The sequence below is a fragment of the Chloroherpetonaceae bacterium genome (assembly GCA_025056565.1).
Classification (GTDB): domain Bacteria; phylum Bacteroidota; class Chlorobiia; order Chlorobiales; family Thermochlorobacteraceae; genus Thermochlorobacter.
Genome location: JANWWA010000014.1, coordinates 48,023 through 70,180, shown reverse-complemented (window position 1 = coordinate 70,180; position 22,158 = coordinate 48,023). Strand labels below are relative to the sequence as shown.

Below are 22,158 nucleotides of genomic sequence, written 5' to 3'. Positions count from 1 at the left end.
CAGCAGCAACAGAGGAGGGAAAAAAACAGAGAAACAATTTTTCGACGCCAAAAAAGCGAAAGCAATGAACCGTCGCCAGTTTTTTCAGTCGCTTGTCCCTGCTTCTCTAACTCAGCCTAAGGCAACAACGGCAACTGTACCAGCATCATCAGCCACAGATGAGAGCACGGAAGTGGCGGCAAGACCGAGACCAGCCAGCGGCATTGCACCATACACAGGCGTGTGGAATGAGCAGACCGCTGCCCATCTTTTGCGCCGAGCAATGTTTGGTGCTACGCAAGCCCAGATTCGTCAAGCAGTTGAACAGGGACTAAGTGCCACCTTAGACCAGCTTTTGCAAGCGCGCCCAGACCCTGAACCACCAATTGACATTACCACAGGTGAGACATGGCACGATAAACTCTTCAATAGCGACCAAACCGCCGATAGTCGCTACTACACCTACCTACGCGCATGGTGGATTGGCTTGATGGTAAATCAGCCAATTTCACTTATTGAGAAAATGACGCTCTTTTGGCACAATCATTTTGTCTCAGATAGGGCGGCAAATGGCGACGCACGTTACCTCTATCGACAAAATGCGCTGTTCAGACGCTTTGCACTAGGCAATTTTAAGACACTTACGCGCGAGGTTACGCTTGACCCAGCAATGCTGCGGTATCTGAATGGAAATGTGAATGTCGTTGGCAGACCAAACCAGAACTACGCACGTGAACTCTTTGAGCTGTTCACGATTGGCAAAGGTCCTGAACTGGCACAGGGGAATTATACCCACTACACAGAGCAAGACGTAGCCGCAGCATCGCGTGTGCTGACAGGCTGGCGCGATGTGGGCTACCGCTCGACAACTGTGCCAATTAGCGTGGTCTTCGATATCCAACGCCATGATACAGGCGATAAGCAATTTTCAGCAGCCTTTCAGAATACAGTCATTCGTGGGCGCAATTCACCGAGTGCAGGCTTAGACGAACTGAATGATTTGCTGGATATGATTTTCCGGCAGGCTGAAACGGCGCGCTTTATCGTGCGCAAACTGTATCGGTGGTTTGTCTACTATGTAATCGACCAAAATGTAGAGCGCAATGTCATTGAACCACTGGCGCAAATTCTGCGTCAGAACAACTATGAAATGCGCCCCGTGCTACGTGCGCTCTTTGCCAGTCAGCACTTTTTTGATGTGCAAAATCGAGGCGCATATATCAAAAGCCCAGCTGACTTTATCGTAGGGTTGCACCGCTATCTGTTTCCGACCAATCCAACCAATCAAACGCAGCTGATTCCTGCGATGCAGCGCTACATTAGCTGGTTTGCGTCGCTGCAAATGAATCTAATGCAACACCCGACAGTGGCAGGCTGGGAAGCCTACTATCAAGAACCATCGTATCACCAGCTTTGGATAAGCTCGGCAACTTTGCCCACGCGCAATAGCTACGCCGACACACTGGTTAGTTCAAGCAATCTAAACCGAATTGCGCTGGTGCAGAGCCTACCGAATCCAGCTGACCCTTACCAAATGGTGCGCGACTTATCGCGTCAGATTTTTGCAGTGGAACTGAGCATGTCGCAAATCAACTACTTGGTCGAAAATGTCCTAATGCCCGGCGTGCCATACTACGAATGGACAGAGCAATGGAACGACTTTATGCGTAACCAAAGTGATGCCAATCGACGGCGTGCGGTCGATATGCGCGTGCAAAACTTGCTTCGCTATCTGTTCAGAATGGCAGAATATCAACTAGCCTAAAAGGGAGAAGACAGTTTGGGAGCGCAGCGCTGTGCCGACGAAGTTGCAAGCAGAGGCAAGCGATGGAGCTTGCCCTTATTAGTGCTGCACGCTGAAACGCAAAAGAAACCCTGAGTGAGCAACTAGAAAAACCTCAACAGAAGAACACAATGAACAGACGGAAGTTTCTTAAAACTGCGTCGCTTCTCGGTGTGCCCCTTGCATTGAACGGCTTGCCGATTTCAGCAGTAGCCCAGCCCTCTCTGCTGGATGTTCTAAGCACACTGCCTAACGACCGCGTGCTAGTGATTGTGCAGCTCTCTGGCGGCAATGATGGGCTGAATACCGTGATTCCACTTGACCAATATGGCACATATCAGCAGTTGCGGAGCAATATCGCAATTGCGGAAAACCGTGTCTTACGCCTGACCCCTGCAACGGGACTGCATCCAGCGATGACCGCCTTGAAGACGCTCTATGATGAAGGCAAGGTGGCGATTGTGCAAGGTGTCTCCTACCCAAGTCCGAATCTGTCGCATTTTCGCGCAACCGATATTTGGATGACCGCATCTGACTCGAACCAATTTTTGGATTCGGGGTGGGCAGGGCGGTTTCTGGAATCGCTGTATCCAAACTTCCCAGACGGGTATCCAAATGCCACGATGCCTGACCCGCCTGCCATTCAAATTGGCGCAACGCCTTCGCTGATGCTGCGTGGCTCTGGTCAATCCTTGGGCATACCCATTCAAGACCCTGAAACATTCTACCGTTTGGTAAGCGGTAACAGTGCAGATGAGCAGAGCGATGTGCCAGATACTGCTGCAGGCGACGAGCTGCGCTACATTCGGCGTGTGGCGGTGCAGTCCATTCAGTATGCAAATCAAATCAAGGCAGCAGCAGACCGTGCGCAGAACCGCGCCACTTATCCAGCACCAAATAGCAATCGCCTTGCTGACCAGCTACGCATTGTGGCGCGCCTCATTGCAGGGGGCTTACGCACAAGGGTCTATCACGTCTCATTAGGCGGGTTTGATACGCATGCAGCACAGGTGGTCACTACAGATACCAGCACGGGCACGCACGCCAATTTGCTGGGATGGCTTTCGCAAGCCCTAGCGGCTTTTCAAGATGACTTGCGCCAGCTAGGCGTGGCCCATCGAGTGCTTACAATGACATTTTCAGAATTTGGGCGCACGGTGCGCTCAAATGGCAGCGTCGGCACAGACCATGGCACAGCTGCGCCGCTCTTTCTTGTGGGCGAGGCGGTGCGCGGTGGTATCATTGGTACAAATCCTAACCTGACAAATTTGGTGAATAATCAATTAGCAATGCAGTTTGATTTCCGTCAGGTCTATGCTTCTGTGCTGGGACAGTGGTTTGGAGTAAGCCAAAGTAGCCTGAGGGCTATCTTGCAGCGCGAATTTGCCCAACTGCCGATTACAAGCGTGTCGTCCGTCAGCGAAGCTGAAACTGGCAAACCCAGTCGGTTCGAGCTCTCACAAAACTACCCGAATCCCTTCAACCCAACAACGACCATTCGCTATCAATTGCCCGTGGCGAGCGAGGTGAGCCTAAAAGTATTTGATATGCTGGGGCGAGAGGTAGCAACACTGGTGCAAGCAAGGCAAGCAGCGGGCGTCTACCAAGTGCACTTCAATGCATCAGGACTGGCGAGCGGCACCTATCTTTATCGTCTGCAAACACCGACATTTGCTGAAACAAAGAAAATGACGCTACTGAAGTGAGCCAAGCTGGGGCAGCCCCTTTGCTAAGAAGCGTGGCATGCAGAAAAGAGAGGGGCACTCGGCATTACTTAACGACCGCAATTTTTAGGCGCACGCTTTCCGCTTCACGGTGCTCTGGCGTAATGACACCATAGTAAATGCCGCTCTGCACCGTAGCAAGATTCCAGACGACTTCATTGTCCGTGCCGCCCTTGCCTTGCACGGTCGTCTCCCAAACTTTTGCGCCTGTAAGGGAAAATACAGTAATCGTAACTGCCGCATCATCACGCAAGTAGAAGCGAAAGCGTGTCTCGTCACGTGCGGGATTGGGGTAGTTGTAGACGCTGCTGGCAGGGAAGAATTCGCTAACTGTAGCACGCTGCCAATTTTGTGTGCGCTGCACTTGCAGAAGATTGCGATTCTGTGCATCGCCGTAAAGCGATTGCCATGCCAAGTTTTGCGTGGAATTCAGGAGCTCAAAGCCTTGAAAAAAGCCAGCGCGGTCAATGCTGAAAAGTTGAAGTTTCGGGCTAGTGCTGGATGCCACCAATGTTGGAGTGGTTTGCGTCTCCTCAGCAATCGGGAGGGTGAAGAGATTTTTTCCAAATCGGTCGTAAGCTGCCAGTCGCCCATCTTGGGTGTGCACGACAATATCTTCAAAAGTATCACCATCCACATCACCGATGACAGGGCTGGAGACAATCGGCTTGGTGGATTGTAGCGAAATCGGAAAATGGTTAATCAAATTGCCGCTTGGGTTGAAGGCAAAAATTTTATCGTCCGCAGTCAGGAGCGTGGCAATTTCACCACGATGCTCCAAGTCGGCAAATGCGGGCGAAGATTGGATGGGGTTCTGACAAGGCACGGCAACACGCACAAGCCGACCACCCTCTTGCAAGAGTAAAAGCTCCTTTTCTCGAGTCACCACTGCACCAAGAAATCCACGCGTGAAGCCTGTAACGGCCGCTGCAGTAGCCGTAGAACCGTTAAAATTCCAGCGTGTCGTGCCAAACCGTGCTTGGTCTTCCGCAACCTGAACCGTTTGCGTGACCGCAACGATAGGACGAGTTGAGACGAGGAGCGACTCCGCAACTGTAATACCAGTCAGCGTAACCGTGCCGATGAACACTCTGCCATCTGCTGTTCCAAGGCGATAGCTTGCGCCAGCTTGTGCGCCGCCATCTAAGCTAATGGTTGTAATCTGGGCGCCGAACCGTCGACTAAAGGTCTGTGGCACCTGAAAGCGCAAAGTAGCCATAAGCGTATCACCTGATGCAGTGAGAATAACGGTGCGACTAACGGCTACACGCACACTGCTGGTTAGATGGCTAAGGCGCACACCTTTGTCAAAAAGTTCACCCTGAGCATTTTGCACAATAACCACTGTATCGAACACATTGGGCGATGTGCGCCTATCGAATGTGCCCGATAGCTGCGTAGGGAAGCCAAACAGCCTTGCAAATTCAGGCGAGTCGCGCACCAGTATTGCACTCATAACAGGCGCAGGCGGTGAAAAATCTCGAAAGGTGATGCGAGTGGGCACACCACGTGCTGTGCGCGTGTTCGGAAATGTGTTGTCATCAATGCGATTGCGATAGAACGGTGCAGGATTACCTTGAAAGAAAGCGTCAAACACAACACCAGACTGCGTGCCGTTACCAGCATCTTGAAGGCTGTAATTTTGCCCAATGTCTTGTGAGCCGTCAGCTTCCAGAAGCAGCACGGCACGAGGTTCTAAAGCATTGATGCGATTGGAGTCGCGGCGAGCAGCAATGAGGTCTTCACTAATGCGCCAAACAAGCACTCCACCATCAAATCGGCGATTGCCAACACTGGCACCTGGCAGCGTCCAATCGTAATTGCTGCAAGCAATGATTTGCCCATCAAGGCGACTGATGTTGCCGAAGCTAAAGCCAGCTTCATCTTGCCTGAAGCGTTGCGTAAAAGTCTGACCACGCCGCACTATGGTGAGCGTTACGCCTTGCCCTTTCGCATCACGGTTGCGGTTTTCAAGCAAAAAGTACTCGCGCGAGGTAATAGGGATGCGGTAAATCACTGAGTCTGAATTTTGATGCAAGCCTTGTGCAAGCAAGCGGAGCACGATGCCAGAACCTGTCACTTCAATTGGCTTAGCCCAGCCTAAAATGAGGCGTTCCCACGCAGATGGTTCAGGGGGCAAAGCGCCATTGTAGTTAAAGAAACCTTCACCGTCTAATAAACCAAAGCGACCAATCCCACTACGCCCATTACTGGTGTTGAACAGGTCAGGCACGCCTAAGAAACTTGCAAAGCTGGCACAGAGCAAGCCGTTGGTAGAAAGTTCTAACAGAACTTTGCCGCCGATTGCATCAATTTCACGCGTTTCGGTAGCGGGCAGCACGGAAGTGTTGGTGATGCGCACCCCGCCACGCACTGGAAAACCACTGAAGTCAGCGCCATAGAGACGCCGAAAAGACGAAAGATTGAAAGTCAGCGAAGGAAGGTCAAAGGGAGTTGGGTCAGCGCCGCCCAGTGCTACAAGGTCAATGTCGCGCCCTACCCCAGCGTGAAAAATGATGAAGCAATCAAACTGTGAAAAATCCAGTTCAGGACTTTGAGCATCGACCAGCGTCCAAACTTCACGCACCAGCTCTGCTAAGCGACGGGTGTCTTCACCGCGTCGGGGTGAATACTCCGACATCACTTTTGAGACACGATAGATGCGATTAGGCACGGTGTAGGCAATGCGTGTTTTCCCGTCGCTGCAGGTCTCAAAGTAGTGTTTGAGAAATTCCAGCTTACGCTGAAAGTAAGCGCGGTCGTGTGGCAAAGGGTCTATGACCGTATCGCCAGCCGCAACCAGATATGGTAAGCCACCAAACTGTCCCGTCCCAGTGGTGCGTGGGTCATTGTCGGCTTGAAACTCAACCATCACCGCCAAGATGCGAAATTGCCCGATACCGAGATTTTGTAGTGGTCGCTGGCTGGTAAGGCAGCCTTCAGCCGCAATAGGGTGCGACATTGAAAGACGCTTCGGCACTGTTTGTGAAAGGAGTACAGGTAGGTTGCTGCTTGCAAAAACACCCCACGCAAGGGCGGCATAGAGCAGTGAGCGATGCATAATGCAATTGTGAAGCGAAAAATCAGATTCAGGCGCTTGAAATGAAAAAGGGCTTGCATCGACAAGCCCTCTTTTAGTGAGCTATTGCCGCGATACGCCTAATGTTGGAAAGTTAAGTACCAGCGATAGGCGCACAGTGCCAGCAAGGGGATGATTCTGCTCAATGGCTTGCAGATAACTGAAGTCGACCCCAAACGAAGAGTAGCGTAGACCTGCTCCGAAGGTAAGGAACTGGCGACCGCCAGCTCGTTGGTCTTCGTGAAAGTAGCCTGCGCGCAAAGCCAGTAGAGAAGGCTTCCCATACCAGTATTCAACGCCAACACCTGTGGTAAAAGTGCGCAGCAGGGCTTCTGCTCCCCAAGAGGTGATAAGCGCTTGAAAGACATTATCGGTCTTCACAACGGGCACAGTGGTATCGCCACGCTGAACAAACTCGACGGTGCGACGCACAAGCAATCGGCTAAAGTCAGCGGCGATGGTCATCTTATTGTAGTCATCGTTGAGCAATCGAAAGGCAAGACCAGCGCGAAAGTTAGTCGGCAAGGGGTCGGCTTGCGCCGCATCAACATATGTCATAGCTGGGCCGATATTTGAGATATTCAGGCCAAAGCTTAGGCGGTCTGACAGCCAGCCGCCCAGTTGCGGTCGCCAAAGGGCAGCCACATCAAACGAGACACTGTTGCCTTGTCCAGCACTGCGTTCATTACCAACCTGCACATTAGCTGGTGAAAGCGAGCTATTGATGTAGCGAATTGAAGTGCCTAATGAAAGGTCAGGCGTAACTTTGACGCCATAGTGGAGTCCAATGGCGAACTCATAACTGCGAAATGCACCCAGATCTTCACCCTGTGCATTAGTGATACGGCTCTCGCCTAAGTTGAGGTAAATCACGCTTAGCCCAAATGTGCCCCAGCCCGGCACATAGTATTTGCCTGTAAGGAAATTGTAGAAAAGGTCGGCGTTGAAAGCAGGGAGCCAATTTGAGTAAGTAAGATTTACATCAAGACCCTTCTGAAATCCCAAGCCAGCAGGGTTCCAGAAGACAGCGCTGGCATTGTCGGCGATAGCGACGTTTGCATCGCCCATTCCAGCGGCACGCGAGTCAGGGCTGATGAGAAGAAATGGCACAGCCGTCGTAACAACCGTAGTTGGTGTGCTGCTTTGTGCAAAGGCGTTTGTCGCAATGCAAAAGAGCATTGCCCAAGTGGCGCGCAGCAATGGCGAAAAAGTTCGGCTCGTGTTCATTCAGCATTCAGATTGGTTTCCAAAATGAGGCACGAATATACGGCTCACACTTTTAGAAAACCAAGACCTCAATTGACCCCTCTTACCGCTACCAAGTCAGAATGGTCTTGATTGCGTCAGCACGGTTAAGCGCGACATCAAAGGCACGCTCATAGTCGGCTACTGGAAAGCGGTGCGTTAGAAACTTCTCAACATCCAGAGCATCTTCGGACAAAAGATACTTGGCTTCAAACAGGTCATCATCGGTGGTCTGAATAGAGCTAATCAGGATAGGCTCTTTGTCTTGAATAAGGCGGTAGTCGAGCTTCATAACTTCATAGTTACCGACCAGCAAAAATTTGCCATGCGGTTTCAGGAGCTTGGTAGCTTGCTCCAGCATAAGCAGTCGCCCTGTGGTTTCCACAATAACATCGTAGCGGTCGAAGTAGTCAGACGTAAAGTCCTCAATATCGAAAGCAATATCCTTGGCTGCGGCTAACATTCCCCGCGATTGATACTTCTCGCAAGCATCAATAGCCGTAAAGCCTTTGTAGGTCAGATACTCAGCAATCATCAGTCCAACCGAGCCTAAACCAAGAATCAAAATGCGCTCAATCTCCTCGAGGTTAATTTTTTTGACCGCTGAAATGGCATAGCCGACCAGTCCGATAAGAATATCTTTTTCTTCGAGGGTGCGCCGAATTGGAATCACACAAGACTCTGAGGCAATGACCTCTTCAGCTTGGCAGCCAAAGAGAGGCATAGCTTCCAGCCAACCATCGGCGCGGGACACAAACACATAGTCGCCAACTTCCACATCAGCCACATTTGCGCCGACTTCTACGACTTCGCCCAGTAGCTCACTGCCAGAGACCACTGGGAATCGAAGCTCACGCCGCGTAATAGACTTCCCCGTAAGCAAAAAGCGCTCTACGCCAGGCGTAATAGAGGTGGCAATCGTGCGCACCCTCACATCATTTTCACCCAGCGGACGCATGTCCAGCTCCACCAGATTGATGCGATTAGGCTTTGGGTAGATAATTGCTTTTGGTCGCTTAGGCATTTTTGCGAATAATCGTCTTGCAAAAATTAAATCTTTCCGCTCTGGTGCTTAGGGCATTGCATAGAGCTTTCGAATCAGCCACTCAGCAGCAAGCAAGAAGAGAATGATGACCAAGGTTGGGGCAAGATTGGCAAACTCAGCACTTTGCTGAGTTTGCTGCAAGGTAGGTTGAAAGGCGGCATCACGCCGAAGGTCTTGAAGAAACGCTTCGAACTCGGTCAGATGATAAAATTTGCCACCGCTCTGCGCAGCAATGCTGCGTAGCGTGTTAGCATCAGCATGTAGCTGGCGAAATTCGAGGCTAGTCTGGCTAACTAAGAAGCGTCCTGCTGCCGTGCCCAGCAAGCGTTCACCTTCACGCGCCTCAGCGGAAAAGCTGTAGTCGCCAGCCGGCAATCGCTCAAAGGCGGCATGGTAAAGTCCAGCTTCCGAACTTGGTTCAAACACAGTGGAATAAGCATTGCCTGTTTCTTTGTGTTGCACTTTAAGCGTGATAGCGGCTGAAGAAATAGGCTGCAAGGCTTCATCTTGTAAGGTGGCAGAGAACAGCACGCGCTCAGATTCATCAAAAATTTTTGCTGCTGGCTCAACCCGAAATCGCCGAAGGTCTTCTTGCGCCGTTAGCCACTCGAGCGTGCCTAAGATTGTTTGTCGATATAGCTCTCGCACCTCTTCATCAGGCGAGAGCCAAAGTTTCCAAAATTGAATTGCGGTCAGCGTGGCAGCTTTGCGCTCCGCACTTTTAGCGATGGCAAAAAGAACTTTGTCCGTCGTCTGGTTCTGAATGCCAAGTGTCCAAAGTGTGGTGCTGCTTGGTTTGGGCTGGAAGTTAAAGTCAAGGTAACTTACAGGCGGCGCTTGTCGAAGGCTTTGGTCGAGCGAGGCGGCAATCGGGCGAAAAATTGAAAGCTGCGCTGCTTGCAAAGTCGCTTTAATTGATGCAAGGTTGTCAAGCACCTCTCCTGAAGTCCGACCGATTCTAACTGCCAGAAAAGGCTCAAACGCCTTAAGACGCACAGCTGAGCTTTGAAAGGTCATGATTGAGAATACGGGCAAATTGGTAGTCTCCAAAAATTTTTTGATCTGCGCAGCAATACCTTCACTGACCACCGCATTAGGAAACCCGATAAGGATAGCCACATCTGCATCTTTGTGTTTATCCAAGTTAAGCGCGCCTTCAATAAAATCGCTTGCGCCACGCTGGGTAAAAAAGACCGCTTCAATGGAAGAGCTGGTGGCAAGTGCATTGCGCACCGCTGAAATTTCAGGGTCAGGCAAACCTGACACCACTAAGACTTTCTTCTTCTGCTTTTGAACCTTGATGAAAAAACTTTGCGCGTTGTTGCGCGTGGAAAATTCACCTGCTAGCGTAGAGAGCGAAAGTTGAAATCGAGTTTCGCCGGCTTCCTTAGGCACAAGTTCAAATGCCACAGTTTGCTCAGGCGAAGTAAGCGTAATTGTCTTGCGTTCCAACACCGTTTTATCGCTGCGTAGCGTTGCCGTAAGAGTGGCACCACGAAAGCCCTCCTGTGTGATAACGGCAGAAATAGGTGTCTTTGCCCCAACGACCGCAACGTCTGGCGCCACAATGCGCCGCAAGGCAATGTCGCGCTTGATGAGTGTGTCGCCCACCAGCACCGTGTATATCGGAATCGGTGAGCGCTCTGCGGCGTAACTGGGGGTCTCACCTGCTGTAACTTGCCCATCGGACACTATCACCGCAGCATTGAGTTTTTCAGGCGTCCTGAGCCGCAAAAGTGACTCAATAGCGTCCGAAAAATTGGTGTACTTGTCGGAAAAGGTCACGGAGTCAAGCACAGTAGGCTTGAAGGCTGACCCAAACTGATAGAATTTGATATGCCCCAGCTCGTCAAGCGCAGAGCGATAACGTGTGAGTGTAGCGCGCACAAGGCTATCACGTCGCCCTGAGCCATCTTGAATTGTAAGACTTTCCGAGTTATCAATCACCACCGCTAAGGTGGGTAGCTCAGTGTAGCGAGTAGTGCGTGTGCAAGCAGGCTCAAGGAAAAGCGAAAAGGTAAGAAAAACGCTTAGGCTGCGCAGCACAATGAGACCTGCTTTGAGTGCAGGTGAAAGTCGAGTGGCGTAGTAGGTAAAAATGGCTAAGCCAACTGCTGCACACAAAGCAAGCACAAAGAGCCAAAAGTTTGCAACGCTAAACGAAAGTCCCATTGCGTTCTAATGATTGAAGAACGATTGTACTCAAGCTCAGCTCGGGGCTTGCTTAGAAGTTCGCTTCGGAAAGAGCCTAACGGCGTTACTTACTTTCTTCACTTGGCGGTCTTGGCGTGTTTAGCAAGGCTTTCAGGGCTTCGGCAGCTTTGCTGGCATTGTGATAGTCTTGCCGCGCACTAAGAAGCGGCGCATAATATGGCGAAGGCTCCTCGACAAACTGCGACACAAGTCCATAGACACGCTGCGGCTCTTGACTTAAAATGTCTTGCACCGCTTCTGTAATGCCCGGAGAGTGCTTTTCAAGCTCTTGCAGCAGGACAAGAATCAAAACTCGATTGACCGCAACTTCATAAATCAAGTTCTCAAGCTCCATTGCGGTTGGTTGCTTGGCAAATGGATGTTCCATTAATGTGCCTGTTTAGAGATTTGCTGTTCAAGCAGATTGGCGTTCTCGTTTCGCTTCTTTGCGGCAGCGCTCTGAGCAGTATTTGACCTGCTCCCAATTCTTTGCCCAAGACTTGCGCCACGCCATCGGGCGACGGCAATGTTCACACAGCTTTTCAGGCAAATTGGATTTGGTATAACGCACTTTTTCGATTTTCATTGCTTTGTGATGTAACTTAACAGTATCCAGCGTAGTGCGGACTGCAGTGCAGCGTAGTTGGGTTCTCTGTCGCTTCGTGCAGTGCACACACCGAGTTTGAAAATTACATCAATTTAATCAGTCATTTGCTATGCCCAGTCTGTTTGATTCCATCATGCCAATTCACGAGAAGTTTATTGCAAACTTTGCCCCCAAAGCCAGCGTGGATTTATTTCAGATTGGCGACCTTGCGCCTGACTTTGAGTTGCCAGATAGCGAAGGCAAGCTGAGGCGTTTGTCTGAATTTCGTGGCAAGCCGTTGCTACTGGTCTTTACACGCATTTTCACCGATAAAATTTTCTGCCCAATCTGTTACCCACACCTACTTGCACTCCGAGAGGACTATCCAAAATTTCAAGCGCTGGGTGCAGAAGTTGTGATGGTCAACACCACGCGCGTAGAGATGACCAAAATCATCGTGCAAGAGCAAGGTTTCACCTTCCCTGTGCTTAGTGATGCAGAGTGGAAAGTCTTTCAGCAATATGGCATCGGTGCAGCCTTAGGAGCACCAATGCCTGCAGAGTTTTTGCTTGATAAGCATGGGGCTATCCGATTTAAGTTTATCAGCGGCTTAGAGCTGCCTAGCCCATTTTTCAGGCTGCCCGACAACAACGATATGCTGGCGATGATTTCTCAACTGAGATAGCAATGCCTGAGACACCCGAACACATTGAGCCGAACCGTCGCATTGAGGAAAGTCTCTTGCACAAACGGCGGTTGCAGATGGAACAAACAGACTTTTCGCTCGACACGCGCCTTGCGCGCACCTCTGGCATTCGCGAGCCTAAGGAACAGGCTAAGCGCGTAAAGCTCACCAAGTTTGAGCTGCTACTGAAGTTCCTCAAGCCAATTACTTGGATTCCAGTTATCTGGAGCTTTGTGTGCGGCGCAGTAGCAAGTGGTGTGTTTAGCTGGTCAAACCTTGCAGATTGGAAATTCTGGCTGGGCATTTTGCTCACTGGGCCACTGGCTACAGGGGTCTGCCAGATGCTAAACGATTATTTCGACCGCGACCTTGACGCCATCAACGAGCCGACGCGTCCGATTCCCGCAGGCGACATTTCTCTAAGAGATGCGACGATTCTGATTACGGCTTGGACGGTTCTAACCGTCGGCGTAGCATGGCTGTTGCACCCCTTCATTGTGGCTCATGTGATTCTAGGCATCATTAATGCGCATCTCTACAGTGCCAATCCCATTAAGCTGAAAAAGCGGCTGTGGTGGGGCAATATCATCGTAGCATTTTCATACCTTGTCTATCCATGGCTGTCTGGCGAGGTGCTCTATCGCGGCTCAATCTCGGCTGAGTCAGTGATAATTTCGCTCTGCTATGCTTTTGCGAGCACAGGCACAATGACAGTCAATGATTTCAAGTCAATTGAGGGTGACCAGCGCGTCGGAATTTTCACATTGCCAGTTGTGTATGGTGAGCATAACGCAGCGGTGATTGCCGCCGTGCTCATCGATACGGGGCAGCTTCTGGCTGCAGCTTATATGTTTGCGCTGGGCAAGTGGGTGAATGGACTGCTGATTCTGCTCTTTATCGTGCCGCAGGTGTGGCTACAGTATCACTTCGTGCAATCACCTCGCACGCGTGATGTGTGGTATAACGGCATTGCGCAAAATTTCTTGGTGGCAGGTATGCTCGTGTGTGCCTTAGCCGTTGAGCCATAGAGGATTGAGTAGCAGTAGATTTTGCAAGAGCCAGTCGGAACGGTTAAATTTGAGGACTTACGTCAGAAGTTACAGGGCAAAGCGATTAAACAGAACTTAGCAAGTAAGAGGGCTTTTAGCTCAGTTGGTTAGAGCGACTGGTTTACACCCAGTAGGTCGGGGGTTCGAATCCCTCAGAGCCCACGTGGTCTTCCTGAGCGTTGCACATCTCTTAGCGCTGAGTGCGAGGGAGCTGTGCGCCAAATGTCCAGCTAAGGATCTGGCATAAGCTGCAATGAAATTTTGCACCATTCGCAACCGCGCCTCGCAAGCGGTGTGTGTGGGTGTGGCAACTGAGGAAAAAATTTTCCCCACGCGTTTTGGTTCAATGATTGAGTTGCTGGAGACCTGTCAGAATGATTTTTCAGGCATTGAGCCAGCAGGTCCTGCACTGTCTTTCGACGAAGTGGAATTTCTGGCATGCGTGCCACGCCCACGCTCCATTCGAGATTTTTACGCGTTTGAAGCACATGTTCGAAACGCTCGCCAAAAACGAGGGTTGGAAGTGCCGCCAGAGTGGTATGAATTTCCTGTGTTCTACTTTTCCAATCATCAAGCGGTAATTGGACCCTTTGAGCCACTTAGAAAGCCACGCTGGACAGCGATGCTGGATTATGAGCTGGAGCTGGCGTGCGTGATTGGCAAAAACGGTATAAACATTTCGCGTGAGGAAGCCGAAGAGTATATCGCAGGATACTGCATAATGAACGATTGGTCGGCGCGCGATGAGCAAATGCGAGAGGTCAAAGTAGGTTTAGGACCAGCCAAAGGCAAAGACTTTGCGACCACGCTCGGCGCATTTCTCGTAACCAAAGATGAACTAAGCGACCGAAAGGTCGGCGAAAAATTAGACTTGGAAATGGAAGTCTATGTCAATAGCAAGCGGTATGGGGGAGGCAATTTTAAGACCATTCACTACTCATTTGCACAGATGATTGAACGAGCCTCGCGCGATGTGCGCCTTTATGCAGGGGATGTAATTGGCAGCGGCACAGTTGGCACAGGCTGCCTCTTGGAGCTGGACAATACGCAGTATCCATACCTCGAAATTGGCGATGTGGTAGAAATGCGCATTGAACGGCTGGGCTACACACGCAATCAAATTGTCTGAAACTGACTTTTAGAAAGCATGACGCTCAGCGACTTGTTGCTTTGCAGGTGGTATAGTTCTTTGTAAAAACAAACAGCAAGCCTCAAACACACCACTAATGATGAAATACAAACTGCTCGGTCCATCAGGCCTGAGGGTCTCAGAGTTTGCGCTGGGCACAATGACCTTTGGCCTAGAATGGAAATGGGGCGCTGATAAAGACGAAAGCAAGCGCGTCTTCGATCTTTACGCCAATTCGGGTGGCAATTTTATTGATACCGCTAATCGCTACACCGAAGGCACAAGCGAAAAGTTTGTCGGCGAATTCATTGCCAGCGACCGTGACCACTTTGTTGTCGCAACCAAATACTCGCTCTACGACCGCCTTAGCGATCCAAACTACTGTGGCAATCACCGCAAGAACCTGATGCGCTCCGTCGAGCAAAGCCTAAGACGGTTGCAAACTGACTACATTGACCTGCTGTGGCTCCATATGTGGGATGCCACAACGCCTGTCGATGAAATTATGCGCGCCTTGGACGACCTTGTGCGACAAGGCAAAGTGCACTACATCGGGATTTCTGATACGCCAGCGTGGGTTGTCTCGCAAGCCAATACACTGGCAGAGCTGCGCGGTTGGGCAAAGTTTGTGGCGCTTCAAATTGAATACAGCTTGCTGCAGCGCACACCAGAGCGAGAACTTTTGCCAATGGCGAAAGCCTTCGGGCTAACGGTTACGCCTTGGGGAGCAATTGGCGGCGGTGCACTGACGGGCAAGTATCTCCGCAATGAAACAGGACGACTGCCTGAACATAGCTCGCGCCGCTCTGAACGTGCAGGACGAATTGCCGCAGTCGTGGTGCAGGTTGCCGAAGAGCTGGGTGTAACCCCCGCACAAGTTGCGATTCAATGGACACGCCAGAACCTGAAGCAATCTGTCATTCCAATTATCGGTGCACGCACCGAAGCCCAACTTAGGGATAATCTCGGCGCACTGAACCTGACCCTACCAGACAATGCAATAGCGAAACTCAACGAAGCCAGCGCCATTGAACTTGGCTTTCCACACGACTTTCTGAAAACCGACGCCATTAAAACCGTGCTCTACGGCGGCATCTACGACCACATCGAACGGCGATACGATTAAAATGAAGCGAACAACGAAAATTCTCATTGGGCTATCGCTGTCGCTGCTCGCAATTGGCTGTGGAGCTGCAGCGGCATTCTACGCTATCCTGCGTAAATCCGTGCCTGACTATGAGGCGCGCTTTGAGATAAAAGGCTTGCAGCAGGTCGTGAAAATCTACTACGACGAATATGCTGCGGCACACATTGAAGCGCAAAGCGAAGCCGATCTTTTTTTTGCACAGGGCTTTGCACACGCCCGAGAGCGACTCTGGCAGATGGATTTGGCACGCCGTGCTGCCAAAGGTGAACTGGCTGAGATTTTGGGTGAATCGGCACTGAGCTTCGACCGGCTGTTCCGAACAGTTGGATTACGCCACATTGCTGATTCACTCTGGAATAGCAATATACTCTCGCCTGAAAGTCGCGCGGTCTTGATAGCCTATTCGCAGGGCGTCAATGCATATCTCGAGCAAATCAAAGCGGGGAAAGCTGTGCTGCCAATTGAGTTCGACATTCTGCAGTATGAGCCAGCAGCGTGGCGACCAGAGGACTGCCTTGCTATTGCGCGCCTAATGGGCTGGGAACTCAACATTGCTTGGCACATTGATGTGGCCTTAGCGGACATCACGGCACAAGTTGGCTACGAGAAAGCAAAGCACCTTTACCCTGACTACCCGAAAGATAAACCGACCATTTTGCCCGCTTTGCCAGATACAAGCAAGCGCACGGCTGCAGTGCTCCGCTTATGGCAAGAGCTGGATAAGGCATATCGAGAGTTTGCAGGAGTGATGGGTTCGCATATCGGTAGCAATAGCTGGGCTGTGACGCGCTCAAAGTCTGCTGCAGGTAATGCGATTTTAGCAAATGATCCTCACTTGGGCTTTTCGGCGCCAGCGCGTTGGTATGAAATGCATCTTTGTTGCAGGGCAGCAGGCATCAATGCCGCTGGGTGCTCCCTGCCCGGCGTGCCTTGCATTGTGTTAGGTAGAAATGACTCCATTGCATGGGGGCTGACGAATATGATGCTCGATGACTGCGACTTTTTCGCTCTACTGGATTCAACTGAGACTTTGCAAGAGCGTGTGGAGGAAATTCGCCTCAAAGGTGCAGCCAGTGTGCCGCTTCGCGTGCGGTGGGGACGGCACGGCGTGGTGATTTCCGACCAAATCTACAGCGGTTTTCAACAAGCCCAGTCGCCACTCTTAGATGCTTACACCATTTCAATGAGATGGACAGGACAAGAACTGTCCGATGAAGTGGCCACCTTCTTAGGCATTCTCAAAGCAAAGAACTGGCAGGACTTCCGAGCTGCGCTACGCCACTACGGTTTGCCCGGGCAGAATTTTCTCTATGCTGATGCAGCGGGGCACATCGGCTATCAAGCTGCAGGCAAACTCCCCATTCGCCTCGACAAGCAGGGCTTTTTGCTCCGTGATGCACGCAAACCAGAGCAAGATTGGCAAGGCTTCGTGCCATTTGATGAGCTGCCAATGCTCTTCGATCCCCCATCGGATATGATTGTAACAGCAAATAACAAAATCGTGCCCGATGGCTACAAATACTACATTTCTGCACTCTGGGAACCGCCAAGCCGCGCCGAGCGCATCACGGCACTCCTACGCAGCAAGGAAAGATTCTCAGCTGAGGACTTCGAGAAAATGCAAACCGATGTGATCTCGCCTTTTGCGCAAGAGACGCTAAGGTTTTTACTGAGTGCGCTGGCAAACGATACGCTGAGCATGCATCAAAGACCGATTCAATTTTTGCGCAATTGGAACGGCGAGTTTCAAGCGCACTCAATTGCTGCAACGATTTATTCGCAGTGGCTAAAACAACTGCTGCGCAACACGCTACACGATGAACTGGGCGAAAATCTCTTCCAGAACTACCTCTCGCTGGTAAATGCGCCAACCCGCGTAATAGGTCAGTTGCTTGCAGACTCCACTGTGGTAACAGAGGTGAAAGATAGCACGGTTGTGCAAGTGGTGCGTTACAACATTTGGTTTGATGATGTGCGCACCCGTGCTGTAGAAACACGAGACGACATCATTCGCAAAAGTTTTAATGAGGCGGTGGAAATTTTGCGCCGTGAAATTGGTGAGAATGAAGCCGATTGGCAATGGGGACGCGTGCATCAGCTTACGCTGCGCCACGTGTTCGGTCAGAAAGCAAAAGACGGCACGGAAAATCCATTAGGGAAGGTTTTCAATTTAGGTCCGTTTAGAACGGCGGGCACCTCGACAACTATCAACAACGGCGAGTATCCCTACCGCTCATCAGACTCCACAGGCACGGCGCTGATTGATGCCTCGCAAAAGTTAGGCGCAAGTTCTCGCCGAGTGGTGGATTTGTCAGAACAGGACTTTTGGAGCGTGCTGCCCGGTGGCAACAGCGGCAGTGTAATAAGCCCGCACTACGCTGACCAGTTGCCGCTTTGGCTACAAGGCAAGCTCCGGCGATTTACGATGAACCTGAGGCAATTGCAGGAAAAAAATGCGCCAACGACGCTCCTTGTGCCAGTGCAAACTAAGCTCAGTGCACAGCACCCCTGAGATGCAAAGGGAGCAACCTGGAGAGACTTGCATAATGAACGTTGAATGTGTAAATAGCGATTGAAAAAGAGGTATGAAAAACGAGAAAAGAAGCGCTGAGTTTCTTTGCTTGCTTTTTCTACTTTCTTTGGTGTATCTTCAACAAAACGACAAATTCAGGTGTTTTGAACCTCAACGATAGCGTGGATTATGAAGAAAATTCAAGTTGATATTCTTGGTCTTTCCAATAGCCCACACAGCAACGGTGCATATGCGCTAATTCTCTTCGAAGTGGGCGGCAAGCGCAAACTTCCCATCATCATTGGGGGCTTTGAAGCACAAGCGATTGCGCTCAGATTAGAAAACATTAAGCCTCCGCGCCCATTCACACATGACCTCATTCGTAGCATCACCGATACGTTCAATATCAATGTCTCAGAGGTGATGATTGATGAGCTGCGTAACGAAACCTTCTTTGCCAAAATCATCTGCGAGCATTCGGGCGTCTCGCATGAGATTGATGCCCGTCCAAGCGATGCGATTGCTCTGGCAGTGCGCTGCGATGCCCCGATTTATGTCTCCGAAGAGGTGATGAACGAGGCAGGAATTATTGATGAAAAGACCCCAGAGCAACAAGGCTTTGGCATCGGCATTGGCGCCAGTGCAGAGCGACGCACATCTCCAATGAGCAAGCTCGAGGAGCTGACCGCAAAGCTCAACGAGGCGATTGCAAAAGAAGACTACGAAAAAGCGGCACGGCTACGCGATGAAATTAGCAAGCTGCAAAGCCGTTCCTAACCAAAAGGGAAATGTCGCCGTTGTCTGCGCCTATCGTCCTGAGCAAGCGGGCAACCGTAGAAGTACGACTATATGAGCCTTCGCTTTCAGTGCTTTGGGACGATTTTGTCTGGCGCTCGAACAATGGCACATTTTTTCACTTGCAGCGCTTCTTGAGCTACCACCCTGTAGGTCGCTTCGAGTTCCATCATTTGCTCTTCTATCGTGGAAGAGAGTTGCTCTCAGTGTTGCCGGCCGCAGTAATGGAGGGCGGCAAAACACTGGAATCGCCTATTGGGGCAAGCTACGGAGGGTTCGTGCTACCAGCACTGAAGTATCCAGATAACGAGCATCTGGTCGATGCACTCCTTAGCTATGCTGCAAAGCAGGGCTTTAAGAAAATCCTGCTGACGCATGCGCCATTCATCTATCAAAAGAGGCTCATTCAGGATATGGACTATGCCCTGGCTTTCAAGGGCTTTGATTTTGAGAGGCACTACATTTCGCATGCAATACAGCTCGAGCCGACCGACAATTTCACCAAGTATTTCTCGAGCACGGTGCGCCGCTATATTCATCAATGTCAGCGTAACCCCGATTTGAAAATTGAGCTGTGTGAGGGAACGGCTGGTATTGATGAATTTTATCCAATTTTACTGGAAAACAAAGCACGGCACGGCGCAAAGCCAACCCACACCTTAGATGAACTATATCGCCTAAAGCACCTTTTTCCCGATAACATTTTCCTGTTTTTGGTGCGTCTCAAAGGCAAAGCAATTGGTGGGTCTTTGGTATTTCTGTGCAACCCGCAGGTGGCACTGTGCTTCTACAATATGCTGAACTACGAATTTTCAGCCTATCACCCGATTCACTATGTGATGAATGAAGTGGTGCACTGGGCTATTCGTAAGGGCTGTCGGTATGTCGATATCGGCGTCTCGCAAAATGTGCAACACGAAAATCAAATGACCCCTGCCTACTCACTGATTGAGTTCAAAGAAAAATTTGCCGCCAAAGGCGTATTGCGAAGCACGTTTAGAAAACTGCTCTGAGCAATGCTGACCTATATTGTGCGCCGCATTGTCATTGCAATTCCCCTCATTTTCGGAGTACTTACGCTCACGTTTTTTATCATTCGCCTTGCGCCCGGCGACCCCACAGCACTCTACCTTGCACCCGGTATCAGTCCAAAAGTTGCCGAGCAATTGCGCGAACAATTTGGTCTTAACGACCCACTGCCGATTCAGTATGTTAAGTGGCTATCGCGTGTGGTGCAAGGTGACTTTGGGCAGAGCTTTAGCCGAATGCAACCAGTTTTTGATGTCATTGCAGAAGCCGTGCCAATCACGCTGCTGCTGTCGACACTGGCACTGACGCTGCAGTTTTTCTTCGGCATTTTGCTTGGCGTGCTCTCTGCAGTCCGACAGGGCACGCTATACGACAGAGGGCTAACCATTTTAGCCTTGTTTATCTACTCAATGCCGGAATTTTGGCTCTCGCTAATGCTCATCATTCTCTTTGCCTTAAAGCTGGGCTGGCTTCCTGCGTCTGGCGTGGAGAGTGTAGGTGCAGATACCTTATCGTTCAGCGAGCGTTTGTGGGATAGAGCGCTGCATCTTTTTTTGCCCGTCTTTGTGCTGAGTGTAGGCAATGCAGCAGGTCTGGCGCGTTATGTGCGTGGAAGTATGCTGGAAGTGCTCCGACAAGACTATGTGCGTACTGCACGCGCAAAAGGGCTGCCTGAATACGCTGTCATCTACAAGCATGCGCTGCGCAATGCGCTCTTGCCCGTTATTACCATCTTGGGCAATTCCTTTCCGATTCTTTTCAGTGGCGCTTTGTTTGTAGAGGTGATTTTCGCTATCCCAGGAATGGGGCGCGTAACAGTGGAAGCAATCTTTGCACGCGACTATCCGCTTATTATTGCCAATACATTTATCTCAGCGGTGTTGATTATCTTGGGCAACTTGATAGCCGATGTGCTCTATGCCGTCGTAGACCCAAGAATTAAACTGAATTAGCAATGACAAGAAAGCTCTGGTTTCAAATAGGCTTATATGTCTGGTTTGTGGCAGTAATTGTGGCAGCGCTGCTTTCTCCAAACAAAGTGGGAATGCTAAGCGAGACCACGCGCAATATGTATTTCCACGTGCCGATGGCAATTACGGCAGTGGTGGCATTTTTTACATCGGTCTGGTATAGCGTAAAGTATCTGCGCACGGGAGATTTAGCAAGCGACGTGGCAGCGGAGGCAGCATCAGGATTGGGCTTTCTCTTCAATCTGCTGGCCATGCTTACAGGGGCAATTTGGGCGAAAGTAACTTGGGGGCAGTTTTGGCACTGGGATCCACGCCAGACCACGATTTTCCTCGTATTCCTGATGTATTCTGCCTACTTTGCCTTGCGAGCCAGTGTGCCCACAGCGGAAAAGCGCGCAAGTCTTGCCAGCGTCTACAGCATTTTTTCCTTCCCAGCGCTCATCTTTCTCTATTTCATTTTGCCAAGAATGGTGCCGGGCTTGCATCCGGGGTCTGACAAAGGCGATGTCAATCCTGCTATCTCATCCACGACCGACCTTATAATTCGCCTCATTCTCTATGCCTCTATTCTTGGATTTGTGGCGCTGTTTTTCTGGCTGCACAATCTGCGCGTGCGTGCAGCGCGGTTGCTGGAACAAGCGTCCGTAGCCACTGAGACCGTGTAGCATGGTGGCTAGAGGGGCTGTAGCACGCTAAGCAGGAACGGCAGAAAAAGCAACGGCTAGCGCCAGAAAGTATCGGCACGGGCAATGGGTAGACCACCCTCAATCACAATGCGGCGTTCTGTCTCGCCAGCGTGTTCAATCGTTATGCGTCGAGCATGCTTGGGCACTTTGCTTGGGAAGCGGTCAGCCCATTCAATCATACAGAGACCTTCGCCGTAGAGGTAATCCTCGTAGCCAATGTGATAGAGTTCTTCCTCGTCTTGCAGGCGATACCAGTCGAAGTGATAGAGCTTAACGGGTTTGCCGTGCACATGACCCTCATATATGTTAAGCAGGGCAAAAGTGGGGCTGGTTACTTCGGTTTCAACGTTGAACACGTCGGCAATGCCGCGTATAAACTGTGTTTTACCTGCACCCAGTTCACCAATGAGAGCGACAATGTCGCCACGCTGCAAAGTCGTTGCAAATTGGCGTGCAAACTCTCGGGTTTCTTCGTCAGAACGAGAAAGAATTTCCTTCGTCAAGTTCTCTGCACTGATTTG

General features: G+C 50.7%; 18 protein-coding genes and 1 tRNA gene. 12 read left to right on the top strand and 7 right to left on the bottom strand.

The genetic code is table 11. The annotated features are described in order from the left end of the window. The first annotated feature begins 64 nt into the window (after positions 1–64). Together NZM05_10620 and NZM05_10615 are read left to right on the top strand one after the other, a co-directional pair. Positions 65–1,744, top strand: a complete 1,680-nt coding sequence (locus tag NZM05_10620; protein MCS7014066.1) for a DUF1800 domain-containing protein — start codon at positions 65–67, stop codon at positions 1,742–1,744. Between the two features lie 149 nt (positions 1,745–1,893). Next, positions 1,894–3,468, top strand: coding sequence for a DUF1501 domain-containing protein (locus NZM05_10615; GenBank protein ID MCS7014065.1), 1,575 nt, complete (start codon positions 1,894–1,896; stop codon positions 3,466–3,468). A gap of 64 nt (positions 3,469–3,532) precedes the next feature. Here the strand turns inward: NZM05_10615 and NZM05_10610 are convergent, their stop codons facing one another. The 6 genes from NZM05_10610 to NZM05_10585 all read right to left on the bottom strand — a co-directional run bounded on the left by NZM05_10610 (position 3,533) and on the right by NZM05_10585 (position 11,634). Beyond that, on the bottom strand, positions 3,533–6,547 hold the full coding sequence (locus NZM05_10610) for a T9SS type A sorting domain-containing protein (GenBank protein ID MCS7014064.1): 3,015 nt from the start codon (positions 6,545–6,547) through the stop codon (positions 3,533–3,535). Between the two features lie 81 nt (positions 6,548–6,628). Continuing rightward, positions 6,629–7,792, bottom strand: coding sequence for a type IX secretion system outer membrane channel protein PorV (porV, locus tag NZM05_10605; GenBank protein ID MCS7014063.1), 1,164 nt, complete (start codon positions 7,790–7,792; stop codon positions 6,629–6,631). Positions 7,793–7,880: 88 nt separating this feature from the next. Continuing rightward, positions 7,881–8,834, bottom strand: coding sequence for an alcohol dehydrogenase catalytic domain-containing protein (locus NZM05_10600; protein ID MCS7014062.1), 954 nt, complete (start codon positions 8,832–8,834; stop codon positions 7,881–7,883). Between the two features lie 48 nt (positions 8,835–8,882). Next, a complete protein-coding gene (locus NZM05_10595; protein ID MCS7014061.1) occupies positions 8,883–11,027 on the bottom strand; it encodes a hypothetical protein in 2,145 nt (714 codons plus the stop codon). 85 nt (positions 11,028–11,112) lie between these two features. Further along, positions 11,113–11,403 carry a hypothetical protein gene (locus NZM05_10590; protein ID MCS7014060.1) on the bottom strand — a complete coding sequence of 97 codons (291 nt, stop codon included), beginning with the start codon at positions 11,401–11,403 and terminating at the stop codon, positions 11,113–11,115. Positions 11,404–11,463: 60 nt separating this feature from the next. Then, positions 11,464–11,634 carry a DUF2256 domain-containing protein gene (locus tag NZM05_10585; GenBank protein ID MCS7014059.1) on the bottom strand — a complete coding sequence of 57 codons (171 nt, stop codon included), beginning with the start codon at positions 11,632–11,634 and terminating at the stop codon, positions 11,464–11,466. A 130-nt stretch (positions 11,635–11,764) separates the two neighbouring features. On the opposite strand from NZM05_10585, the gene NZM05_10580 reads away from it, so the two are divergent. The 10 genes from NZM05_10580 (at position 11,765) to NZM05_10535 (ending at position 21,616) form a co-directional block, all read left to right on the top strand. Next, entirely contained in the window at positions 11,765–12,319 is a 555-nt protein-coding gene (locus NZM05_10580; GenBank protein ID MCS7014058.1) for a peroxiredoxin family protein, read from the top strand. 2 nt (positions 12,320–12,321) lie between these two features. Next, entirely contained in the window at positions 12,322–13,347 is a 1,026-nt protein-coding gene (gene chlG, locus NZM05_10575; GenBank protein ID MCS7014057.1) for a chlorophyll synthase ChlG, read from the top strand. Between the two features lie 109 nt (positions 13,348–13,456). Next, a tRNA-Val gene (locus tag NZM05_10570) sits at positions 13,457–13,530 on the top strand. 91 nt (positions 13,531–13,621) lie between these two features. Then, positions 13,622–14,497 carry a fumarylacetoacetate hydrolase family protein gene (locus tag NZM05_10565; GenBank protein MCS7014056.1) on the top strand — a complete coding sequence of 292 codons (876 nt, stop codon included), beginning with the start codon at positions 13,622–13,624 and terminating at the stop codon, positions 14,495–14,497. A 97-nt stretch (positions 14,498–14,594) separates the two neighbouring features. Then, complete coding sequence (locus NZM05_10560) at positions 14,595–15,623, top strand: aldo/keto reductase (protein ID MCS7014055.1); 1,029 nt, start codon at positions 14,595–14,597, stop codon at positions 15,621–15,623. A 1-nt stretch (position 15,624) separates the two neighbouring features. Next, a complete protein-coding gene (locus NZM05_10555; GenBank protein MCS7014054.1) occupies positions 15,625–18,156 on the top strand; it encodes a penicillin acylase family protein in 2,532 nt (843 codons plus the stop codon). 189 nt (positions 18,157–18,345) lie between these two features. Further along, positions 18,346–18,933, top strand: coding sequence for a bifunctional nuclease family protein (locus NZM05_10550; GenBank protein ID MCS7014053.1), 588 nt, complete (start codon positions 18,346–18,348; stop codon positions 18,931–18,933). 11 nt (positions 18,934–18,944) lie between these two features. Continuing rightward, positions 18,945–19,964, top strand: coding sequence for a GNAT family N-acetyltransferase (locus NZM05_10545; GenBank protein MCS7014052.1), 1,020 nt, complete (start codon positions 18,945–18,947; stop codon positions 19,962–19,964). A gap of 3 nt (positions 19,965–19,967) precedes the next feature. Next, entirely contained in the window at positions 19,968–20,933 is a 966-nt protein-coding gene (locus NZM05_10540) for an ABC transporter permease (GenBank protein MCS7014051.1), read from the top strand. 2 nt (positions 20,934–20,935) lie between these two features. Beyond that, positions 20,936–21,616 carry a cytochrome c biogenesis protein gene (locus tag NZM05_10535; protein MCS7014050.1) on the top strand — a complete coding sequence of 227 codons (681 nt, stop codon included), beginning with the start codon at positions 20,936–20,938 and terminating at the stop codon, positions 21,614–21,616. A 56-nt stretch (positions 21,617–21,672) separates the two neighbouring features. On the opposite strand, the gene tsaE is transcribed toward NZM05_10535, so the two are convergent. After that, the gene (gene tsaE / locus NZM05_10530) at positions 21,673–22,140 is read right to left on the bottom strand and encodes a tRNA (adenosine(37)-N6)-threonylcarbamoyltransferase complex ATPase subunit type 1 TsaE (GenBank protein MCS7014049.1); all 468 of its coding nucleotides are present in this window, start codon (positions 22,138–22,140) and stop codon (positions 21,673–21,675) included. Positions 22,141–22,158 lie beyond the last annotated feature (18 nt).